Origin of the sequence: Nostoc sp. ChiQUE01b (assembly GCF_034531255.1) — a bacterium.
In the GTDB taxonomy this organism is placed as follows: domain Bacteria; phylum Cyanobacteriota; class Cyanobacteriia; order Cyanobacteriales; family Nostocaceae; genus Nostoc.
In genome coordinates, this window is the sequence record NZ_JAVRBM010000102.1 from 1 (window position 1) to 19,961 (window position 19,961).

11 protein-coding genes are annotated in these 19,961 nt (G+C 40.7%); 1 reads left to right on the forward strand and 10 read right to left on the reverse strand.

The features are described from left to right. Positions 1-396 precede the first annotated feature (396 nt). The 9 genes from pip to RMY63_RS36465 form a co-directional block, all read right to left on the reverse strand. Entirely contained in the window at positions 397-1,341 is a 945-nt protein-coding gene (gene pip / locus RMY63_RS36425) for a prolyl aminopeptidase (RefSeq protein WP_322733357.1), read from the reverse strand. A 199-nt stretch (positions 1,342-1,540) separates the two neighbouring features. Next, positions 1,541-4,045: a filamentous hemagglutinin gene (locus RMY63_RS36430; RefSeq protein WP_322733358.1), complete on the reverse strand. Its 2,505-nt coding sequence runs from the start codon at positions 4,043-4,045 to the stop codon at positions 1,541-1,543. Next, positions 4,014-4,562 carry a filamentous hemagglutinin N-terminal domain-containing protein gene (locus tag RMY63_RS36435; protein ID WP_322733359.1) on the reverse strand — a complete coding sequence of 183 codons (549 nt, stop codon included), beginning with the start codon at positions 4,560-4,562 and terminating at the stop codon, positions 4,014-4,016. Before RMY63_RS36435 ends, RMY63_RS36430 begins: the two co-directional genes overlap by 32 nt. 100 nt (positions 4,563-4,662) lie before the next feature. Next, complete coding sequence (locus tag RMY63_RS36440) at positions 4,663-8,724, reverse strand: filamentous hemagglutinin N-terminal domain-containing protein (protein WP_322733360.1); 4,062 nt, start codon at positions 8,722-8,724, stop codon at positions 4,663-4,665. A gap of 499 nt (positions 8,725-9,223) precedes the next feature. Further along, positions 9,224-9,955, reverse strand: coding sequence for a DUF928 domain-containing protein (locus tag RMY63_RS36445; RefSeq protein WP_322733361.1), 732 nt, complete (start codon positions 9,953-9,955; stop codon positions 9,224-9,226). A 78-nt stretch (positions 9,956-10,033) separates the two neighbouring features. Next, the gene (locus RMY63_RS36450; protein ID WP_322733362.1) at positions 10,034-11,920 is read right to left on the reverse strand and encodes a CHASE2 domain-containing protein; all 1,887 of its coding nucleotides are present in this window, start codon (positions 11,918-11,920) and stop codon (positions 10,034-10,036) included. Between the two features lie 218 nt (positions 11,921-12,138). Further along, positions 12,139-12,849, reverse strand: a complete 711-nt coding sequence (locus RMY63_RS36455) for a response regulator transcription factor (protein WP_322733363.1) — start codon at positions 12,847-12,849, stop codon at positions 12,139-12,141. A 404-nt stretch (positions 12,850-13,253) separates the two neighbouring features. Beyond that, entirely contained in the window at positions 13,254-14,204 is a 951-nt protein-coding gene (locus tag RMY63_RS36460; RefSeq protein ID WP_322733364.1) for a MoxR family ATPase, read from the reverse strand. 211 nt (positions 14,205-14,415) lie between these two features. Next, positions 14,416-15,513, reverse strand: coding sequence for a DUF4350 domain-containing protein (locus RMY63_RS36465; RefSeq protein WP_322733365.1), 1,098 nt, complete (start codon positions 15,511-15,513; stop codon positions 14,416-14,418). A 329-nt stretch (positions 15,514-15,842) separates the two neighbouring features. Here RMY63_RS36465 and RMY63_RS36470 point away from each other — a divergent pair, with 329 nt between their 5' ends. After that, positions 15,843-17,750, forward strand: a complete 1,908-nt coding sequence (locus tag RMY63_RS36470) for a calcium-binding protein (protein ID WP_322733366.1) — start codon at positions 15,843-15,845, stop codon at positions 17,748-17,750. A 3-nt stretch (positions 17,751-17,753) separates the two neighbouring features. Here the strand turns inward: RMY63_RS36470 and RMY63_RS36475 are convergent, their stop codons facing one another. Next, positions 17,754-19,856, reverse strand: coding sequence for a glycosyl transferase family 1 (locus RMY63_RS36475; RefSeq protein WP_322733367.1), 2,103 nt, complete (start codon positions 19,854-19,856; stop codon positions 17,754-17,756). Between the last annotated feature and the right edge of the window lie 105 nt (positions 19,857-19,961).

The following is a 19,961-nucleotide window of genomic DNA, read 5'->3' on the forward strand; positions in this document are numbered from 1 at the left end:
TTCGCTATCATACCTTCATTTGGCGACTTTCTTAAACACCTACCCTTGAAAGCCCCCAACCCCCCCCCGCAAGCGGGGAGGGGAGCGTTTGCGTCAGCAAATGCGGGGTGGGGTTCTTTATTTTTGATTTATGCAAGAGGTCTAATATCGATTGTTGTGATACTGTTTGCAAGACCCTCAAAAGATTGGGATTGCCTTGTCGTGGGTTTAGTCTTACATCCGCTCCTTTGACAAACTTCCCATTTCCCAAGCTAAGTATTCAACCGAATTAAATATAGGAATCATATTTGATTTCTGAAATTATCTACGTAGCTGGGGAGTAGGGAGTAGGGGGTAGGGAGTAGGGAATAGGGAATCAGGCTTTTCGAGTTGTACGGAGTTTTTTCAAAAATCAAATCATAGTCCTATATTATCTGTTGCTTCAATCAAAGCACTGCAAATTCCTGGTTCACTCATTGAATGTCCGGCATCAGGAACCACTATAAATTCAGCTTCTGGCCAAGCGCGATGTAATTCCCAAGCTGAGATCATTGGGCAGACTACATCATAGCGTCCCTGAACAATTACAGCCGGAATATGGCGGATGCGGTCTACATTTAAGAGTAATTGATCTTCTGTTTCCAAAAATCCCTTATTCATAAAGTAATGGCATTCAATCCGAGCAAAAGCGGAAGCAAATTCACTCTCACCAAACTTTTGCATGAGTTCTGGGTCTAAGAACAGTCTACTGGTACTACCTTCCCAAATTGACCAAGCACGCGCTGCTGTTAATTGAATTTCTAAATCTGGATTGGTCAAACGTTTGTAATATGCTGCGATCAGATCGTTACGTTCATCTATGGGAATTGGTTTGAGATATTCTTCCCAAGCATCAGGGAAAATATAGCTAGCACCCTCTTGGTAAAACCAGCGCAACTCTTTTTGCCTCAGCATGAAGATACCACGCAGAATTAATCCTGTGCATCGAGAGGGATGGGTTTGACTGTAGGCTAATGATAAAGTGCTACCCCAACTACCACCGAAAACCGCCCACTTTTCTATACCTAAATGTTGGCGCAGTTTTTCGATATCACTGACTAAATCCCAAGTGGTGTTTTCTCGTAATTCGGCATGGGGAGTACTTTGACCACAACCGCGCTGGTCAAACATGACTAACCGCCATTTTTCGGGGTGGAAATATTGCCGATAAAAAGCTGGACATCCACCACCAGGGCCCCCATGCAGCAAAACGATGGGTTGACCTTGGGGGTTTCCTGACTCTTCAAAATGGATAGTATGAAGGTCACAAACTTCTAAACTACCTTCTAAGTAAGGCTCGATCGCTGGGTAAAGTTCTCGCATTTTGGATATTTTATCAGTAATAGTCTATCAAATTCATTTTGACGGTTAGAAAGACGCGATAAATCGCCGTCTCTACAGGAAATTTATCTGTCAATTAGTTCTTGACAGACTAGTAATGTTGTCATGCGCTATGTCTTGGTGAACCAACTTTGCTTCTATAAAATGTGGCTTTTAACCGCCCTTTCATCTAAAAATTGCTTCACTGACATTCTCGACTGAGTACCAAGCGTCCATCAGCAAGTCGATAAAGCCCTTGTGGTTCAACTATTGCATCGCCTTTTTTCCAAGTCTGCGATATTGGTTCAACATTACGCACTTCACCTGTAGAATAGATTGAAATTAATTCATCTCCCGGACTATTACGTAAAGCACCAGAACCTGTGATGAAGAATGTACCCTCTTGTTTGGAATTGCGTGAAATGCAACTATTGGCGATGAGTGCATTGGTGTCAATGACATTTGGAAATGCACCAGTGAAACTGTTTTGAATGTAACTGGTATCGGGTGCGTTAATATTTGTTGTACCTGAAACGCCTAATTCAGAACTTGCAGTAATATCGCTTTTTTCAGTTGGCTTTGGACGCGCTTCGATACCGAAGATACCTTGCGAATTGATTTGGACTCTTCCACCTGAACCAGTGTATGCATTGGCGCTGATATCGCTGTTTTCTTCAGGGCTGGCGACGATGAATTTTGATTCTATATTGATGTTACCGCCATCGCCACCAGCTTGGCTTCTACCTGCGGTGGTGGAAATTTGGCTACCGTGACGCATCAGCAAAAAGTCGCTGAGATTGAGTTTAATATTACCACCATTGGCATCAGCGATCGATTCAGAAGTTATGGAGCCTCGATTATCAAGGGTAAGCCGGGATGCATTGATATTAATGTTCCCAGCAGCATCTTGAATTTCCGTGTTAGCTGATAGCTTTGCCCCGTCAGTTATAAGTAGGGAATTTGTGGTGATGTTAATATCTCCACCTTTACCTGAAGTCCCTGTCAGCCGATCTTGTTGACTAGCGCCACTGCTAATGAATACATCAGAACCTGCAAGAGAGATAGAGTTTGCGTTTATAAAGATATTCCCCGCATCTCCTTGTCCCTGAGTTCTGGTGTTTATTTCATGGTCGCCAGAGAGAGATAGATTACCTGTATTGATGATGATATCGCCACCTCGTCCAACACCTTCAGGTTCGACTTGGCTAAAAGCACCACTAGTAAATTCTTCAGAACTACCACTAAATATAATCCTATCTCGCGCATTGATGATGATATTACCTGCATCGCCTTTAGCTTCAGTATCTGTACGCAAGTTAGAACCACCATCTAGCAGCAGGGAGGCTGTTGTAATTCTAATATCTCCTCCTCTGCCATCGCCTCCATTCCTACTTTCGGTTTCGCAAGCACAAGTCACTTCACTAAAAATGTCAGTGCTTCGTAACAAAGCTACTTCATCTCGTGCCTCTATAATTACGTTACCGGAATTACCTTTACTCGATGTGCTGGTAGTGATTTGAGAATTGGATGCACGTAAAGAGCCTGTTTTGATGTTAATGTCGCCACCATTGCCTTCACCCCCATCATTGACTCGGCTAAGAATCAAAGTTCCAGGTTGTCCAGCGCGAGAAAGCTCACCTACTTGATCTAAAGAAACTAAATCGCGGGCTATAATATTTACTCCTCCAGAGTTCCCGCGTCCATCAACATCTGAGCTAATAACAGCTAAATCACTGAGAAATAACGAACCTGTGTTGATGCTAATGCCTCCACTATTGCCCACTCCTCCAAAACCAACGTCATTTTGAATATTACTTCTGCCTTGTCCAAACAGAGAAAGTGTGTCACGGGCTGTGATGGAAATTTTACCTGCATCACCTTCACCAAAGGTGCTAGAAATTATGTTCCCACCATCTGTTACAAAAATATTTCCAGCTTCAACTTTGATATCTCCACCACGCCCGATCGCACCAGTACCCAAATTCCCAAAGATTCCGCTATTTGTTCCAGATATTGTGAATGTATCACGCACATTGATATCTACAGTACCACCTTTACCTTCACCAGCAGGAATTGTATCTAAAGCTTCGCGCACACCAATGTCTAATTTCCCATTGTTAGTCAGGGATAATGAACCAGCAGTGATATTTATATTTCCACCATTACCCACTGCACCAGTTAGTACATTGCTAAATGAACCACTAGGGTATCCATTACTATCTACTCCATCAAAAGTAACTGAATCCCTGGCTTGAATCGTTATATTTCCTGCATTTCCTTGTCCGCGAGTAAAGGAATTAATTTGAGCGCCATTAGTTGCAGTCAGCGAACCAGTAGTAATGTCGATTTTTCCAGCGTTACCTTCAGCATCACTACTCTGAACGTTGTTGTAAATACCTTCTTTATCTAGAGAAATTGCGTCACGGGCTGTTATAGAAATATTACCCGAATCACCTTTACCAAAAGTACTAGAAACTATTTCCCCGCCATCTTTTACAAAAACACTTCCAGCTTCAACTTTGATATCTCCACCATTACCCTTTGCTCCCTGACGTACTAAATTGTAAATTCCACTTCCTGAACCAGCAACTTTGATTTCTCCAGTAGCATTAAGGGTAATATCCCCCGCGACAGTTTCGGGAGTTCCCAAGCCTGGCCCCATACCAGCAGAAAGCTCACTTCCTTCCAATATCTCTAAATTTCGCACTAAAAACTCCCTGATTTCCAAACTCCACCCCGTTCGCTGTTGTCCCCAAAAAAGAACCTTGCAAATTCAAACTGGCATTTTTCCCAAACACAATCCCATTGGGATTTAGCAAAAACAAATTTGCACCACCCGATACTCCCAATTTCCCGAAAATATTTGATGAGTTACCACCAGTAACGCGAGAAAAAATATTGGTTATTCCCTCTGGATTGGCGAAATAAACACCTCGACCCTCACCTACGTTAAAATCTTGAAAACTGTGAAATAGGTTAGCACCACGAGCCGCACCGCCCTCGATGTGGTCATTGTTTGGATTAAGACGAATGACTTGCGATCGCTCTTTTCCCAGGCTATTATCGGGAGTTAACTGAGCAAAAGTAGGATGAGTAAAAACTGCAATACTTGCCAAGCATCCCAGCCATGCCGTGACAGGAAACCGCCAAATTTTCACCATAACTTCTGCGCCTTTGTTTGGTAATAATTGTCTATGTTGTGATGGATGGATTTTAAAGGTCATTTTTCGGTATCAATTAAGAAAATTTTGGACAATTGTCCCTTCTTTCGGGTAATACTTAGCTGGCTATCGAAGACCTTTAAGCCTCCTATTAAGAGTTTCCTTAATGACATTCTCGACTGAGTATCAAGCGCCCATCAGCAAGTCGATAAAGTCCTTGTGGTTCAACTATTGCATCGCCTTTTTTCCAAGTCTGCGATGTTGGTTCAACATTACGCACTTCACCTGTAGAATAGATTGAAATTAATCTATCCCCCGGACTATTACGTAAAGCACCAGAACCTGTAATGAAGAATGTACCCTCTTGTTTGGAACTGCGTGAAATGCAACTATTGGCGATGAGTGCATTGGTGTCGATGACGTTTGGGAGTAATCCGGTAAAGCTGTTTAGAATGTAACTGGTATCGGGTGCGTTAATATTTGTTGTACCTGAAACGCCTAATTCAGAACTTGCAGTAATATCGCTTTTTTCGGTTGGCTTTGTCCGCGCTTCGATACCGAAGATCCCTTGCGAGTTGATTTGGACTCTTCCACCTGAACCAGTGTATGCGTTGGCGCTGATATCGCTATTTTCTTCGCGGCTGGCGCCGATGAATTTTGAGTCTATATTGATGTTACCGCCATCGCCACCTGATTTGGCTAACCCCGCAGTTGTGCTGATATTGCTGTTACGACGCAATAGTAATAAATCTGTAGCGGTTAGGTTAATATTTCCACCATCACCAGAGTTAGTTTCAGCACCAATAGCGGCTTTATTATCTAGTCTTACACCACTTGAATTAATGTTAATATTCCCGGCAATTCCATCTCCCAGACTACCAGCAGCTAAAGCTGCACCATTGAGAGATAAATCACGGGCTGTAACGTTAATATTACCGCCTTTACCTTTACCTGTGAATCCTGGCTCTATTGCGACTATGCTAGAGATGCCAGTATCAAAGTTAAAACCATTGGGAGTTGTCCCCTGAAGAGAGAATTTACCCCCAGCATTAACGATGACGTTACCTGCATTTCCTTGCCCAAATGTCGCAGCGTTGATGTTAGCACCATTTGTGAAATAAATGTCACCAGTAGCATTAATTAGCACATTTCCAGCATTGCCTTTACCAGCAGTAGTAGAATTTAGAACAGCACCATCGGATAAAGAAAAATTACGCCCCTGAATTTCAATATCTCCACTCTTACCTACTGCATTTAGGTGAAGAAACGAGGACAAAGCGCTTTTTCCTGAAATAGAAACATCACCACCTGCCTGAATTGCAATTTTACCAGCATTTCCTTCTGTTGCAATAAAAAATGTTGCTATAGTACTATCTTTGATTGTTGTGTCACCCAATGTAGTTATCAAGACGTTACCCGCGTTGCCTTTACCAAAAGATAATGTAACCAAACCAGCATCATTGTCTAAAGAAAAAGACTTGGCGAAGATATCAATATTTCCGGCATTACCTACACCTGTTATAGAAATTGCGCTGCTTATATTACTGCTATTGGCAAGAGAAACTGTGTCTGTTGCTTGGATTGAGATATTACCAGCGTTTCCTTTGCCAAAAGTGCTAGCAAAGAAATAAGAACCATTATTTAAAGAAAGTTTTCCTGTTTGGATATCAATATCTCCACCATTACCCTGCCCATAAGTGTAACTATTAATCGCAGCATTATCTAATGATAAATCTCTAGCTTGAATGTTGATAGTACCAGCATTACCCTTTGCTTTATCAACAACAGTAGAACTAATTTTAGTGAAATCAATATTATTAGTATTGCTGAGGGAAATTTTTTCTGCTGCTTGAATAAAAATATTGCCTCCATCACCCAGCCCAAGGGTATCAGCACTTATTTGACCGTTATTTAAAGAAAGTTTTCCTGTTTGGATATCAATATCTCCACCATTACCCTGCCCATAAGTGTAACTATTAATCGCAGCATTATCTAATGATAAATCTCTAGCTTGAATGTTGATAGTACCAGCATTACCCTTTGCTTTATCAACAACAGTAGAACTAATTTTAGTGAAATCAATATTATTAGTATTGCTGAGGGAAATTTTTTCTGCTGCTTGAATAAAAATATTGCCTCCATCACCCAGCCCAAGGGTATCAGCACTTATTTGACCGTTGTTTTTTAAGAATAACTCTCTTGTATTAATGCGGATATCTCCACCTTTACCTACACCATTTAAACTCACATCACTACTAATTTCACTCGGTAATTTATCTTCTCCACATTGTTCAGTAAAAACCCTACTACAACCGTCTATATTAATAGTTTCACGGGCATTAATGGTGATATTACCTGCGTTACCTTTGCCATGTGTATCTATATCAATCTTTGCACCGTTTGTCAACGACAGCCCACCAGTTGTGATTTCTATATTTCCTCCATTACCGACACCTCCAGTTATTACACCACTTTTGATACCAGAAATTGAATTGCCAACTATCCCATCTAGCTTAATTGTGTCACGCGCATTAACAAATATATTACCTGCATCACCTTTACCAGAAACTGTGGTAGAGATTTGTGAACCACCTAATAATGAGAGGGCTCCAGTATTAACCCGGATATTTCCACCTTTACCTACACCATCAGCAAACACCTGGCTGCTAATATTACTACTACTATCAAAAGTAATATCATTAGCATCAATCGTAATATTTCCCGCATCTCCTTTACCAAGAGTACTGCTGCTAATAAATGCCCCATTAGTTGATTGGAGAGAACCTGTTTTTATCTGAATATCTCCAGCTTTCCCTGTACCTTCTGGGTTGACGTTACTAATAATACGGCTATAAATTCGACCTGGTTCACCGCCTTTTACGGTAGTATCTACAAAACCATCTAAACTGATGGCATCACGAGCATTGATATTGATACTACCGGCATTTCCCTGTCCTAAAGTTTGAGTGTTGAGTTCAGAACCTTGTGCGAGAGAGAGAGAACCTGTTTGAATGTTAATACTACCACCATTACCTACACTCCCTTCTTCCGCAGAACTATAAATATCACTACTATCTGTAAGCGCAATATTATCTTTAGCTACGATGGAAACTTTACCAGAATTCCCTTGCCCAAAAGTACTGGCATCTAGAAATGAATCATTACTTAAATTCAGGGAACCTGTAGTTATATTAATGTCACCAGATTTACCAACAGCGTCTTTTCGCAATGTGTTGGAAATAAAGCTGGCGTTAGTGAGATTTATGGTTCCTGTAGCGTTAATTTCAATATTACCACCTTGACTATTTGATGTTCCTAGACCTATGTCTCTACCTGCTCTAAGTTTACTTTCTCCTGCTAAATTGACATCACGAGCATGAATTTTGATATTCCCGCCATTCGCACCTCTAACATTAACTTCTGCGGCGTTATTTAGAGAAACATTTGCTCGTTCTACACTATCAGGTACTGCCAAACTGATATTATCACCTGCGATATTTAATCCCACATTTCCTGGTGCAGCCAAACCTGCTAACTCAATATTCCCTTCATAAGTGCGAATACTCCCACCATCAATATTGATATTTCCACCGACAAGCAGCAAACTTTTACCATCTGCTACTCTTAAACCTGTGACATCTTCAGCAATAAGATTTTTACCAGCATCTGCTTGCGATTGATTGGTAATTCCCGCATTCCCTTGGATTTGATTAAACAATAACGCCGAAGGATTAATCGTCAATAATGGTGCTGCTTCAGGATTCGTTGCACTAAAAACCCCCTGATTTCCAAACTGAATTCCGTTCGCTGTTGTGCCCACAAAGGAACCCTGCACATCTAAACTGGCATTTTTACCAAATAAAATGCCATTGGGATTGAGCAAAAACAAATTCGCACCACCCGATACCCCCAATTTCCCGAAAATATTTGATGAGTTACCACCAGTAACGCGAGAAAAGATATTTGTTATTCCCTCTGGATTGGCAAAATAAACACCTTGACCAACACCGACGTTAAAATCTTGAAAACTGTGAAATAGGTTAGCACCACGAGCCGCACCGCCCTCGATGTGGTCATTGTTTGGATTAAGACGAATGACTTGCGATCGCTCTTTTCCCAGGCTATTATCGGGAGTTAACTGAGCAAAAGCAGGATGAGTAGAAACTGCAATACCTGCCACGCATCCCAGCCATCCTGTGATAGCAAACCACAAAGTTTTCACCATTTCTATTCTGCCTACTATTTTTATAGCGGTTCTTAGTTGTTTAATAGAGACTCACCCTAACCCTCTTTCAATAAACACAGGGAGTAGGGAGTAGGGAGTAGGGAAAGAAAGCTGTTTATTTAATTCATAGCGGGTGGTACGCCGCCAGTGCGCTTGCTCCTAAGAGGCTATCGATTACCCGGATCTTTCTTAACATTTGCCAGAGTATTCACTCACATTTTTATCACCCTGATTCGTTCGTTGTTCATTCTCAATAAAAATGCGGTTTTAGCGAGAAGATGAAAAGCAAATTTGTCAAGTACGCCTAACTGCTCAGTGACTAAGATGCTTATAGAACAGGGGTTTCAAGATTGTAAAGAAAGATGTGGGTAACGCATAGCCTAAAAGGGAGGGGCTTGCAACCATTACCATCGGGGCAGGTTTTTTTCCCTACTCCCTACTCCCTACTCCCTGCCCCGAAGGGGCTAGGTCAGAGTATGTTGCATCAAAATGAAAACTGCTATATTCTTTCGCTGGCAATTTTCTGGAGATATTCAATTCGTTGCTGAATATTTTTTTGATCTACGTCATCACCGATAAGCATTTCGGACTGTGCAAGTTCTTTAACTAAAGTTGCCCCAGTTTGCCCCAGTTTACTATTACCAGTAGCTTTTAATGCTTCTTCCAGTGCTTCATACCATAGATTATTTTCAGCATAATAATTTATGCTTTCTGGAATGCTAGTAAATCGATTTTTAGTAAGTGATTGAGGATTGATAACGGTAAATTCTGCACGTCTAATAATCGTGTCGTTTTCGCAGTCAATTGCAATTTGCCATAAATAGGTTTTACCTACTGTGAGTTCGGGGTATTCAAGGGGAAGTTTTAGTTTGTTAATCCCGACTGTTGTGGGTATTTCTTTAACTTGCCCAATTTTTTTAACTGTCTTGGCTGAATCAAATTCATACAGTTGGAATCGCGCATTTTGAGAACTTGACATATACCAAGCTAACATTGGACGTGTGGAAGCGGTTTTACCGATAAATGTCTGAGGTGCAAGTTGCGTCAGTGGTATGCCGCTAGTTGAACATCCACGCGAACCACCTGGACGAGAATTTCCGCTGGCTGGTTTGCGATCGCGTGGGTTAAACTGAGCAAATGCTGGGACTGCGGTTATCAGAAAAACCGCTCCTACAAACAAGCTTGTAAGTCTATGCTTATTTTGCCAAAATACTAAATGTTGATGACTCATGGTAAATGCTGTTGATAGTATGCTTATCTAAAAGTTTTGGAAAATTCAAAATTATGGCGACTAACGCCTTATTCTTTCTTAAAATTCCTTCATAGGTGTCCAACTAAGTTCACATATAGTCCCACGTGGAGAAAGCGATTCACGGCGAAACTCTCCTCCTAATTGTTTAGCAAGCATTTTAAAATGTTTTGTGCCTTTATTTTCTAGTTTTGATTGAATGCCCGAACCGTTATCTTTCACAGATAAATTGTATTTGTTTGCGCTATAAACACCCGATGCTTGAACGCGCTTGACTCCTTGAGCGTGTTTACCAACATTACATAGAGCTTCTTCCAAAAACAGACATATTCCCCGTTTATGTTCTATAGTTAAATATTTATCATCAATTGGGTCAAAATTGCGAATTTTTACTTTTAATGTTTGAAAATGTTCAAAATCTTTACGTTCTAATGTAGTTGAATAAACTTCATATAATAAATCGTGCAAAGGTCGTTTCAATTCGAGTACTAATCCGCTACCTAAACGCAAACTCTCTTCTGTGGTTAATGCTTCGAGTTTGAGAAATTCGCCAAGTTCCCGAATTTCGCGATCAAGTTTTTCAAATTGCCCAACCAGTTGTTCGTAGGGGATGTCATTAGCACGCAGATGCTTTAATCCATAAGCAAGAGTTTGCAAAGGGCCATTATGAATTACGGTAAATGTGTGTTGAATTGTGTTTTGACGTTCATTAATTTGCGATCGCAAAAATTTATCATGCTGGTAAAACGCAAAAGCACTCAAGCCAAGCCCATTTACACCTAAGATTAGCAAACTAGGTGCTACCGGAATCCATATACCCCACACCCACAGCATCACATAGCCGCAGCTAAACAGACTAACTCCCGCCACACCAACACTAAATAGATTTGTCCAAACAGATTGAGTAAGCCGTCCGATAAAAATTGGCAGAAAACCCCAAATAAAGATCCATACGTACTCTTCTATATCTCCCCAACTATGCAACATTGGACGATTGTCAATTACATTACTAAGAATTTGACCGATTGCATGAGCGTGATAGTCAATACCATAAATTTGACCGTTTAATTCTAAGTTTGACCATGCAGATGTATAAAAAATATCGCCAGTACTCGTGTTGCGGTTGCCAACTAATACAATGCGATCGCGCAATAATTCTGCATCTACTTTTCCATTTAAAATGTCGCGCAACGAGACAACATGAAAAGGCTTTGAAGTATTGCGGAAGTTCATCAAAATTGACAATCCGCCATCATCAACATTAACGTATCCGCCAAAATTATGGGTGATTCGGGGTAATTCAATCTCCCGAAATCTGATTGTATTCGGGTCATTTTTTCCTGTTTCCGATTTAATTCCTTTCGCCTGAAAGTACTTAATAACTAACCGCAGTGCTAAAGAATATTTATCTTCGTTGATATTGTTAGGATTTGTTGTAAATAACAAATAACGTCGATTTTTACTATCCTCATCATTAGGTAAATCGACAAACCCAACTCGTTCAGGTGGCAAATTCTGGGGTGGAGAAGTTTGTTCGGGTGGTAATATTTTTTGAATACCGATAATATTAGAATTCTGCTGCAATACCTGCGCGAGTTGTTTACCACCAGGTTCAACAGGAACATTTTTGAAGATATCTAGCCCAATCGCTAACGGTTTATAAGTTTCCAGCTTGATAAGTAACTCTGCAATCTTCTCATCTGGAATGGGATATTGCTTCACCCATTCAATATCCTTTTCATCGATACCTACAATTACTACACGTTTATCAAGTTTTTCTACCGGACGCATACATAACATTTTATCGAAAAGCATCCATTCCCAAGATTGCATTCCTCCACTTATACGTATCAATATCACCATAAACAGTACCATGATTCCAGGAGGTGCAGCCTGTAACCACAATCCAAATTCTTGGCGAATGCGATTCCAGATTCTCCTGCTCATATCATGTCTAAATAATTAGTTATAATTCCCACAGTCAGCCCCTTCGGGGAAATCAAAAGTGAAAAGTCAAAAGTCAAAAGTCATTTCACCCCTATACGCCAAATGCTTCACTTGATAAGACAAAGCGTAGCTTTGATTCTTTAGGGTTTTTCGAGTTTAATAAGTAATCAAACAGACATAATCTCATCTCGCTTTTTTCCGAATTAAGTTTCCCCGAATTAATCAATTAAACCTTCATCACGGGAACGAATTTCAGTTTGAATTCGCATATTCTTACCACTTTGCTTGCAGTCTTCAGGATACACTCCCAACACATCCTGAATTTTCGTCCAGTAAGTACGCACTGCTCGTTCAGATTTATACATTCGATCGGCGATCGCTCTATCTGTTAAACTCTCTTCAAAAGCTAACCGCAACACTTCCAACCATTCTGGTTTGAGTTCGATTCCGGTTTTGATGTCTTTGGTGTGAGTTGCACCATGAAGGGCCAAATTAACCCGCATGAGCATTTCATCTTCGGGTAATCCTTTATCTGCGATCGCAAATCCAGCTTGATGATTATCAATCTCGTGTTTGATCCGAATTAACGCCTTCACATAACTAGTTTGCACCATGAAATTCTGATGGGGATATTCTTGGAGTAAAGTTTGCAACAGCTTAATTCCAGTATCAATTTCTGCTATCTCTCCTTGGCGATCGGGAATTGATAAATCCATCACAATCAGGTCAAAGTGATGATATTGAAGTTGATAAAGTGTCTCTTTTGCCGTTTGAGCCTTAGCGATCGCAGCTTCGGGATACTGTCGACTTAAGACATCGAGCGTACCAGTTAAAATTAATTGGTGGTCATCTACAACAAGAATACCCAGCTTTTTTTCCACTGGTAAATATCCAAAAACTTGATGTTCCTTTAAATTTATTCCTACCATATTTTCATCCAAATTCAAAGTTTTATTAAGCTTTATGAAAAATTCCTTCGTCTTTGACATTTAGCTTGAGAGTCATATCTTGCATCTTTTAGCCCTAACTCATTGAAGTATGCACTTATTTTAATTGGAGATGAATTTTCAAACTATACAGAAAAGTGCAAATCTAGAGGTGCGATAAGCTGTTACGCATTTACAGCAGTTTTCAGGTATTTAGACCACAATTGAGATAAGGAGGATGAGGGGGATGAGGGAGTAGGGCGTGGTGTGGTTCAATTACTTGAAAAATGCTGTAATTTGTATATTTAGTCGTGAGAGTTGTCATTGGTCATTGGTCATTAGTCATTTGTATTTCAAAGGACAGATGACCAATGACAAAGGACGTTTATGCAAGAGATTTAATTTTTTCACCTCGGAACTGGTACTTGATTAATTACCGACGCAATTACCGCATCCATTTGTAAACCATCCAGCATTGCTTCTGGTTTCAAAATGAGACGATGACGTAGCAACGGTGATGCAACTGCTTTTACATCATCTGGCGTTACAAAATCCCTTCCCGCTAACCACGCTAGGGCTTGAGATGTCTGCAACCAAGCACCGGCGGCGCGAGGTGATGCACCCAAAGTCAAATCAGGATATTGACGCGATATTCTCACCAACGCCAACAAATAATCAACGATCGCTTCTGATACTTTAACTTCTTTGACTGCTTGTCGTGCTTGCAAAATGTCGGCTACTGTTGCAATTGGTTTCAAACGGCTAATATCCAAACGTCGTGCTGCAAAACCCGCCTGACGATTCAGTAACATTTGCTTTTCAGCAGCTTGATCGGGGTAATCTACCACCAGCTTAAATAAAAATCTGTCTAACTGTGCCTCTGGTAAAGGATAAGTACCCTCAAATTCTAGGGGATTTTGCGTCGCAATTACCCAAAATAAATCTGGTAAAGGCAAACTTTCACCATCCAGTGTTACCTGCATCTCTTCCATCGCTTCTAGCAGCGCCGCTTGTGTCTTGGGCGGAGTACGGTTAATTTCGTCTGCTAGCAATACTTCAGTAAATATTGGCCCTTTTTTCAAAGTGAAATTGCGGCTATTCAAGTCAAAAATATTTGTACCAGTAATATCTGAAGGTAAAACATCAGGTGTTAATTGAATCCGGCGAAACTCCCCTTGAATTAACTGCGCTAACACTTTTACTAGTAGGGTTTTACCAGTTCCCGGAACTCCTTCTAAAATTACATGCCCACCTGCTAGCAGTGCTACTAAAAGTTGCTGTATTAAACTAGATTGTCCGACAATTACTTGATTAAGACCTTGACCAAGCCGAACTAAGATAGGATGTGTTTCACTCATATTTTTTTATTGATAAATAAGCAACGCAGAGATATTATGCATAATTCCCAAAAGTTAATTTTGAATTTTGTTAGCGCAGCGTAAAGCCTTCTCTTCTCTTTCAGAGACGCTAACGCGAACGAGAGGCAACGCCTTCGGCATGGCTTCGCTTAGAGCGAGTCCGCGTACTCTTACAGAGAAGCAAGCTACGCGCAGCGTCTCGTAGAGAGCGTCATTTTGAATTTTGAATTTTCCTAATGGTTCGCCATTTCCCCAACCAGCTTAACAGGTCTCGTTCACTGATGGGTTGTTTGCGAGATTGTAGCTTTAAAACTGCATCTAGTTCTGCTGCACTTGCGCCTGTTTTTTCCATCCAGAAATCGATCAAGGCTTGAGGTTCTAAAAGTACTTGTCCTAATCCCAAGGCTTTTTGGAGTTGTAGTTGTTCTTGTTTACCCACCATTTCAACAACAAAGTCGGTGGTATCAGCTTTCTGCAACACCCCAGCTAAAGCTTGGATGTATGCCGAGCTATTATCTACAACTGGTGTATATAAAGCTACTGGTTTCCCAAAGCGGCGATTCTGTGCCCAAACTAGCACTAATAGCAGGATACCTACCTGTATTAATATTGGAAATAAAGGAGTTTTGGCAAAAAAGCTAGATAAATCTCCTTCACTTTCTTTTTTCCTGACATCGGCATCTTTATAGCCGTGGATGTATTCATCAACAAAGATTGTGTTACTTTTTTCAGTCACCAAACTAGCTAAATACTTGAAATTACTTAAATAATCTTGGTAGGCGTTGGCAGCTAAATAAGGAGTGGTAGAAAAAATCACCTTTCCTTTTTTGTAATTTTCTTTCCAGACAACAGCACCAAAGCGATCGCCTAAATTAACTTGCTGGGAGTTAGCTTTTTTATATCGTCTACGTGTATCAATTTTAATATCACCTTCAGGAGATTTTTGCATAGTGCTAAACTCCGCTTCTGTAACCCGCGCCTTCGCACCCAAAATTACCAAAGTATTCCCTTTCTCAACCCATTCCCACTCTTGACTATCCAGTGTAGTTTCTCTGGGATAGCCGCCTACCTGTAGCAAGGTAACTGGGCTGTTCTTTGGCTGAATATCACTAAAAGGCTTTTGCCAGCGCTGAATAGAAATTCCCTGTTGTTGCATAAAAGCGTACCAAGCACCATAGCCATCAGAGTTACGGTTATAGGTAGAGCCAGTGTTAATTTTAGTATTATTGGGAGCCGCGAACAAACTAAGTAAAACGATCGCAGCGAGTGCGATCGCTCCCATCCAAGCAAGGCGATTTGGACGTTTCATTTTCGACTTTCATTGCCTTTGAATATTACTAGTGTTAATACTTACTTATTTTTCAGGCAAAGTCAAAAATATAATTAACTTTAGCAATACCTTCGCTAATTTCCGAGGATCGGCCAAGTTCAGCTGAGATAACCACCAAGATTTCTCTTTCAGCCGCTCCAACGGCTTAGTCGATATTGGTCGATGTGGAGTATTTATGTCGATTAAAGTATCAAGTTAGACATATTTGCTGAGGCTGTTTAATTTTAAAAAAAGCGAAGCTAGGGAATTCTGCGATCGCACTTGGGGCGGCAGAAGAATTATCAATTATCCTCATAAAAGACCCTAATATGATTATTAATGGCACTTCAACTGCAAACAAACTGATTGGTACGGAAAATAGTGACATCATCTCAGGATTGCAGGGCAATGACACCATCCAAGGATTAGGTGATAACGACACCCTTGATGGTGGTGATGGAAATGATTTATTGGAGGGTGGTGCAGGCACTAACAGTCTCATTGGTGGTAAAGGCAATGACACTTATATTGTGGACAGCATCAGCGACATTATTACAGAAGGCTTAAATGCAGGCACAGATTTAGTTAAGTCTTCGGTGAATTGGATCTTGGCAAATAACCTAGAAAACTTGACACTGACTGGAACTGACGCAATCAATGGTACTGGTAACAACCTTAATAACATCCTGATTGGAAATACTGGCGCTAACATCTTGAATGGAGAAAATGGCAACGATAGCCTTTTTGGTAGCTCAGGTAATGACACCTTGTTAGGCGGCGTCGGTGATGACACCTTAGATGGAGGTTTAGGAGCTGATAGTCTCAATGGTGGAGTCGGCAATGACACTTATATTGTGGACAACCTCAACGATTTGATTACTGAATCCGCTAATGCAGGCACAGATTTAGTCAAGTCTTCAGTGACTTGGATCTTGGCAGATAACCTGGAAAACCTGACACTGACTGGAACTGACGCAATCAATGGTACTGGTAACAACCTTAATAACATCCTGATTGGAAATACTGGCGCTAACATCTTGAATGGAGAAAATGGCAACGATAGCCTTTTTGGTAGCTCAGGTAATGACACCTTGTTAGGCGGCGTCGGTGATGACACCTTAGATGGAGGTTTAGGAGCTGATAGTCTCAATGGTGGAGTCGGCAATGACATTTACACAATAGACAATCTCAATGACTCTATTATTGAAGGCTTAGATGCAGGCAGAGATTTAGTCAACTCTTCTGTGAGTTTGGTATTGGGAAATAACCTGGAGAACTTGACTTTGATTGGAGGTGCGGCAATCAATGGTACTGGTAACAGCTTCAATAACATTCTGACGGGAAATAATGCTGCTAACATTTTGAGTGGAGAAAATGGCAACGATAACCTTTTTGGTAACTTAGGCAATGACAACTTATATGGTGGTACAGGCGATGACATTTTAGATGGTGGTGCAGGGAATGACACCTTAATAGGAGGAGATGACAACGATGACCTCTTTGGTAGTTCAGGTAATGACAGCTTAGATGGCGGCACAGGTGATGACACCTTAGATGGAGGTGCAGGGAATGACACGCTCAATGGTGGAGTCGGTAATGACATTTACACAGTAGACAACCTCAACGATTCTATTATTGAAGGCTTAGATGCAGGCACAGATTTAGTCAACTCTTCAATGACTTTGGTGTTGGGAAATAACCTGGAGAACTTGACGCTGATTGGAACCGGGACAAAAAATGGTACTGGTAATAGCGTTGATAACATTTTGACGGGAAATAATGCCGCTAACATCTTGAGTGGAGAAGATGGCAATGATAGCCTCTTTGGGAACTCAGGCAATGACACCTTGCTCGGTGGTGCAGGTAATGATTTATTAGCTGGTGGAGTTGGTCGAGATGTGATGACTGGTGGAATTGGGCAAGATAGCTTCAACCTCACTGGTAGCCGTACTGGAGGGTATGATACGATCGCTGATTTTACTCTTGGAGATGATACTATCTTCATTTCCCAGATAGAATTCCGACTCAACCAATCTCAAAATACGACACTCGATTCGGGCTTGTTCCGACTTGGTACAAGTGCAATAACAGGAAGCGATCGCTTTATCTACGATCAAACTACGGGAAAACTATTCTTTGACGCAGATGGGGTTGATAGTAAACTTGCACAAGTTCAAATCGCCCAGTTCTCAAATCAGGTAGCGCTTACTAGTGCAAATATTACTGTGATTGCCTAACCTTTAGTTTTTCAACGCGATCGCCTGTTTGATGAATGCTTCTAAATTTTGGGTAGCAGTGGGATTGTCAAACAGAACGTTGCTTGAGAGTTTGAGGGCTTCACGAACTGAGTATCGCCAATCAATATCTACGGCTAATCGCACTGCAATCTGAATATATTGCCAGGTATCATCTGCAATTGTCTGTGTTACAGCGATCGCTTGCAAAAAACCATAAGAATGACGCCCCCGCATAAACTCACCAGGACAAGTGACAATTGGTAAATGACAGGCGATCGCATCCAGTGTTGTGTTACCACCCGCCCAGTCGAAGGTATCTAAATAAATGTCTGCCAAAGAAAGCAAGTCAAAGTAATCATCACGCGGTAAGACAGGAGAGAATACACAATAGTCAAGACTATCTAATCCGACAGCCGCGAATGCTCGTTTCAGACGTTCTTGAGAAATCCCAGAGCGAAGGAACATAAACTGAGCATTGGGAACTTGACGGGCAATTTCTGCATAAATGTAATCGTACTGTGGTAGATATTTATAAGCAGCTTGACTAGAGATGTAGACGATCGCATCTTCTCGTAATCCAAAAAATAATCGGTTGTGGCTAACTGAGTCAACTTTGATCGTCGGATAGGAAATCCCAACACCAGGCAAACGTACCAGGCTTTCGGTGTAGTGATATTGGCCATTCATAGGCTCCATCAGTTCGCTAGATAAAAAATAGTCAATGGTAGGTAATCCAGAAGTTACAGGTTGCCCCCAAGCCATACATTGAATCGGTGCTAAACGGAGTCCAGCAATACATAGTGTTGTGGCATCCATTCCTAATTCTGGAAAAATTAACACATCAAGGCGATCGTCAATAACTTGTTGACAAATCTGTTCTAAATTATTCGGCAAATGATAAAACTTTGTACTATGAGACTGAAATAATTGAGTAGCAGCATCAATTTGATGCCCTATGTGATATGAATAAATTTCAAACTTTTGATGATCTGCATATTTAAGCCAGTTTAAGAACAAAACTGTTCCACTCCAGCTACATAAAAAATAGGAAAGATAACCAATTTTAATTTTTCGATTGTTGCTAATAGAAGAAATCGGATGCACCTGACTCCATTGGGGATAATTTGCTGTCATAATTTGGTGAACTAGCTGTCCATATTGCTGCTGTAATACCAGGTCGTTTTTTGCCTGATATGCAAGAAAAAAGTTTGTATGATGGCTGATTCCTCTGAAAGCTTTTTTCTGTTCATCCGGGCTTATTTCTTGAATCAATTTTTCTAGACCATGCTGAAACCATGCCCGATAGGTATCAATCTCTTGAGGAGTATGATAAATTTCTGGGAGCATCAGATAGCTCAACATCTTAAATACATAGTTTTCAGGAAACTTCTTTGTAACCTGTTGAGCAAAGTTACGAGCTTCCAGATAGTTCTGGCTTTGCTTTAAACGAATAATCAGCCAGTAATAGAGTTCTTCTGCTTGAGGGCAATTGCTAACACCATTTTGCAATGTTTTGATAGCCTCTGGCATCTGACCAGTTTTATACAAAATATTACTTAACTTCAGATAATAATTAATCTGGTGCGGACAACTAGATAAATACTTGCTGTAATATGAGATAGCGTTTTCAGGCGATTCACTGTCTGCAAAATAGTCACCCCATCTTTGCCAAGATTCTAGCCGAGCCGCTTCATAAATAATTGGCTGTTCAATTTCTGACAAATCACATTTGGGAATTTGTGCAATTTCTGGCTGCTGGATAATGTAGCGTTCTTCGTGATTAATTGGGATGCGAAAGTTAATTAATGATTTAATAATAAACCATTCTTGGGTGGTTAACTGACCCGTAAGCCCTACATTCAAGTCTTCCGAGACAGCCTCTTCTAAACTAAGTTTTAGAACTGTCTCAAAAAGTAATGAGTTAGCATTATCCTGTAGTTCATCCGATAAACTTTGACTGTAAATTAGCAGTGTTATATCTTGTCTAGCTGGATGTGTGAAAATAGTTCTGAGAACATTCGTTAAGTCTGCTACGATCGCAGTTTCTAAATTAGACCAGTCAGGAAAAATAATTAAATTAATATCTCTTAATTCATTAATTAACATAGCGTTGCAATTACTAATGACAACCTACCTTGCATATAGGCACTACTATATATGTTTTTACAGCAATGTCATCAGTAATATCAAAACAAAAATATCCCCGACTTC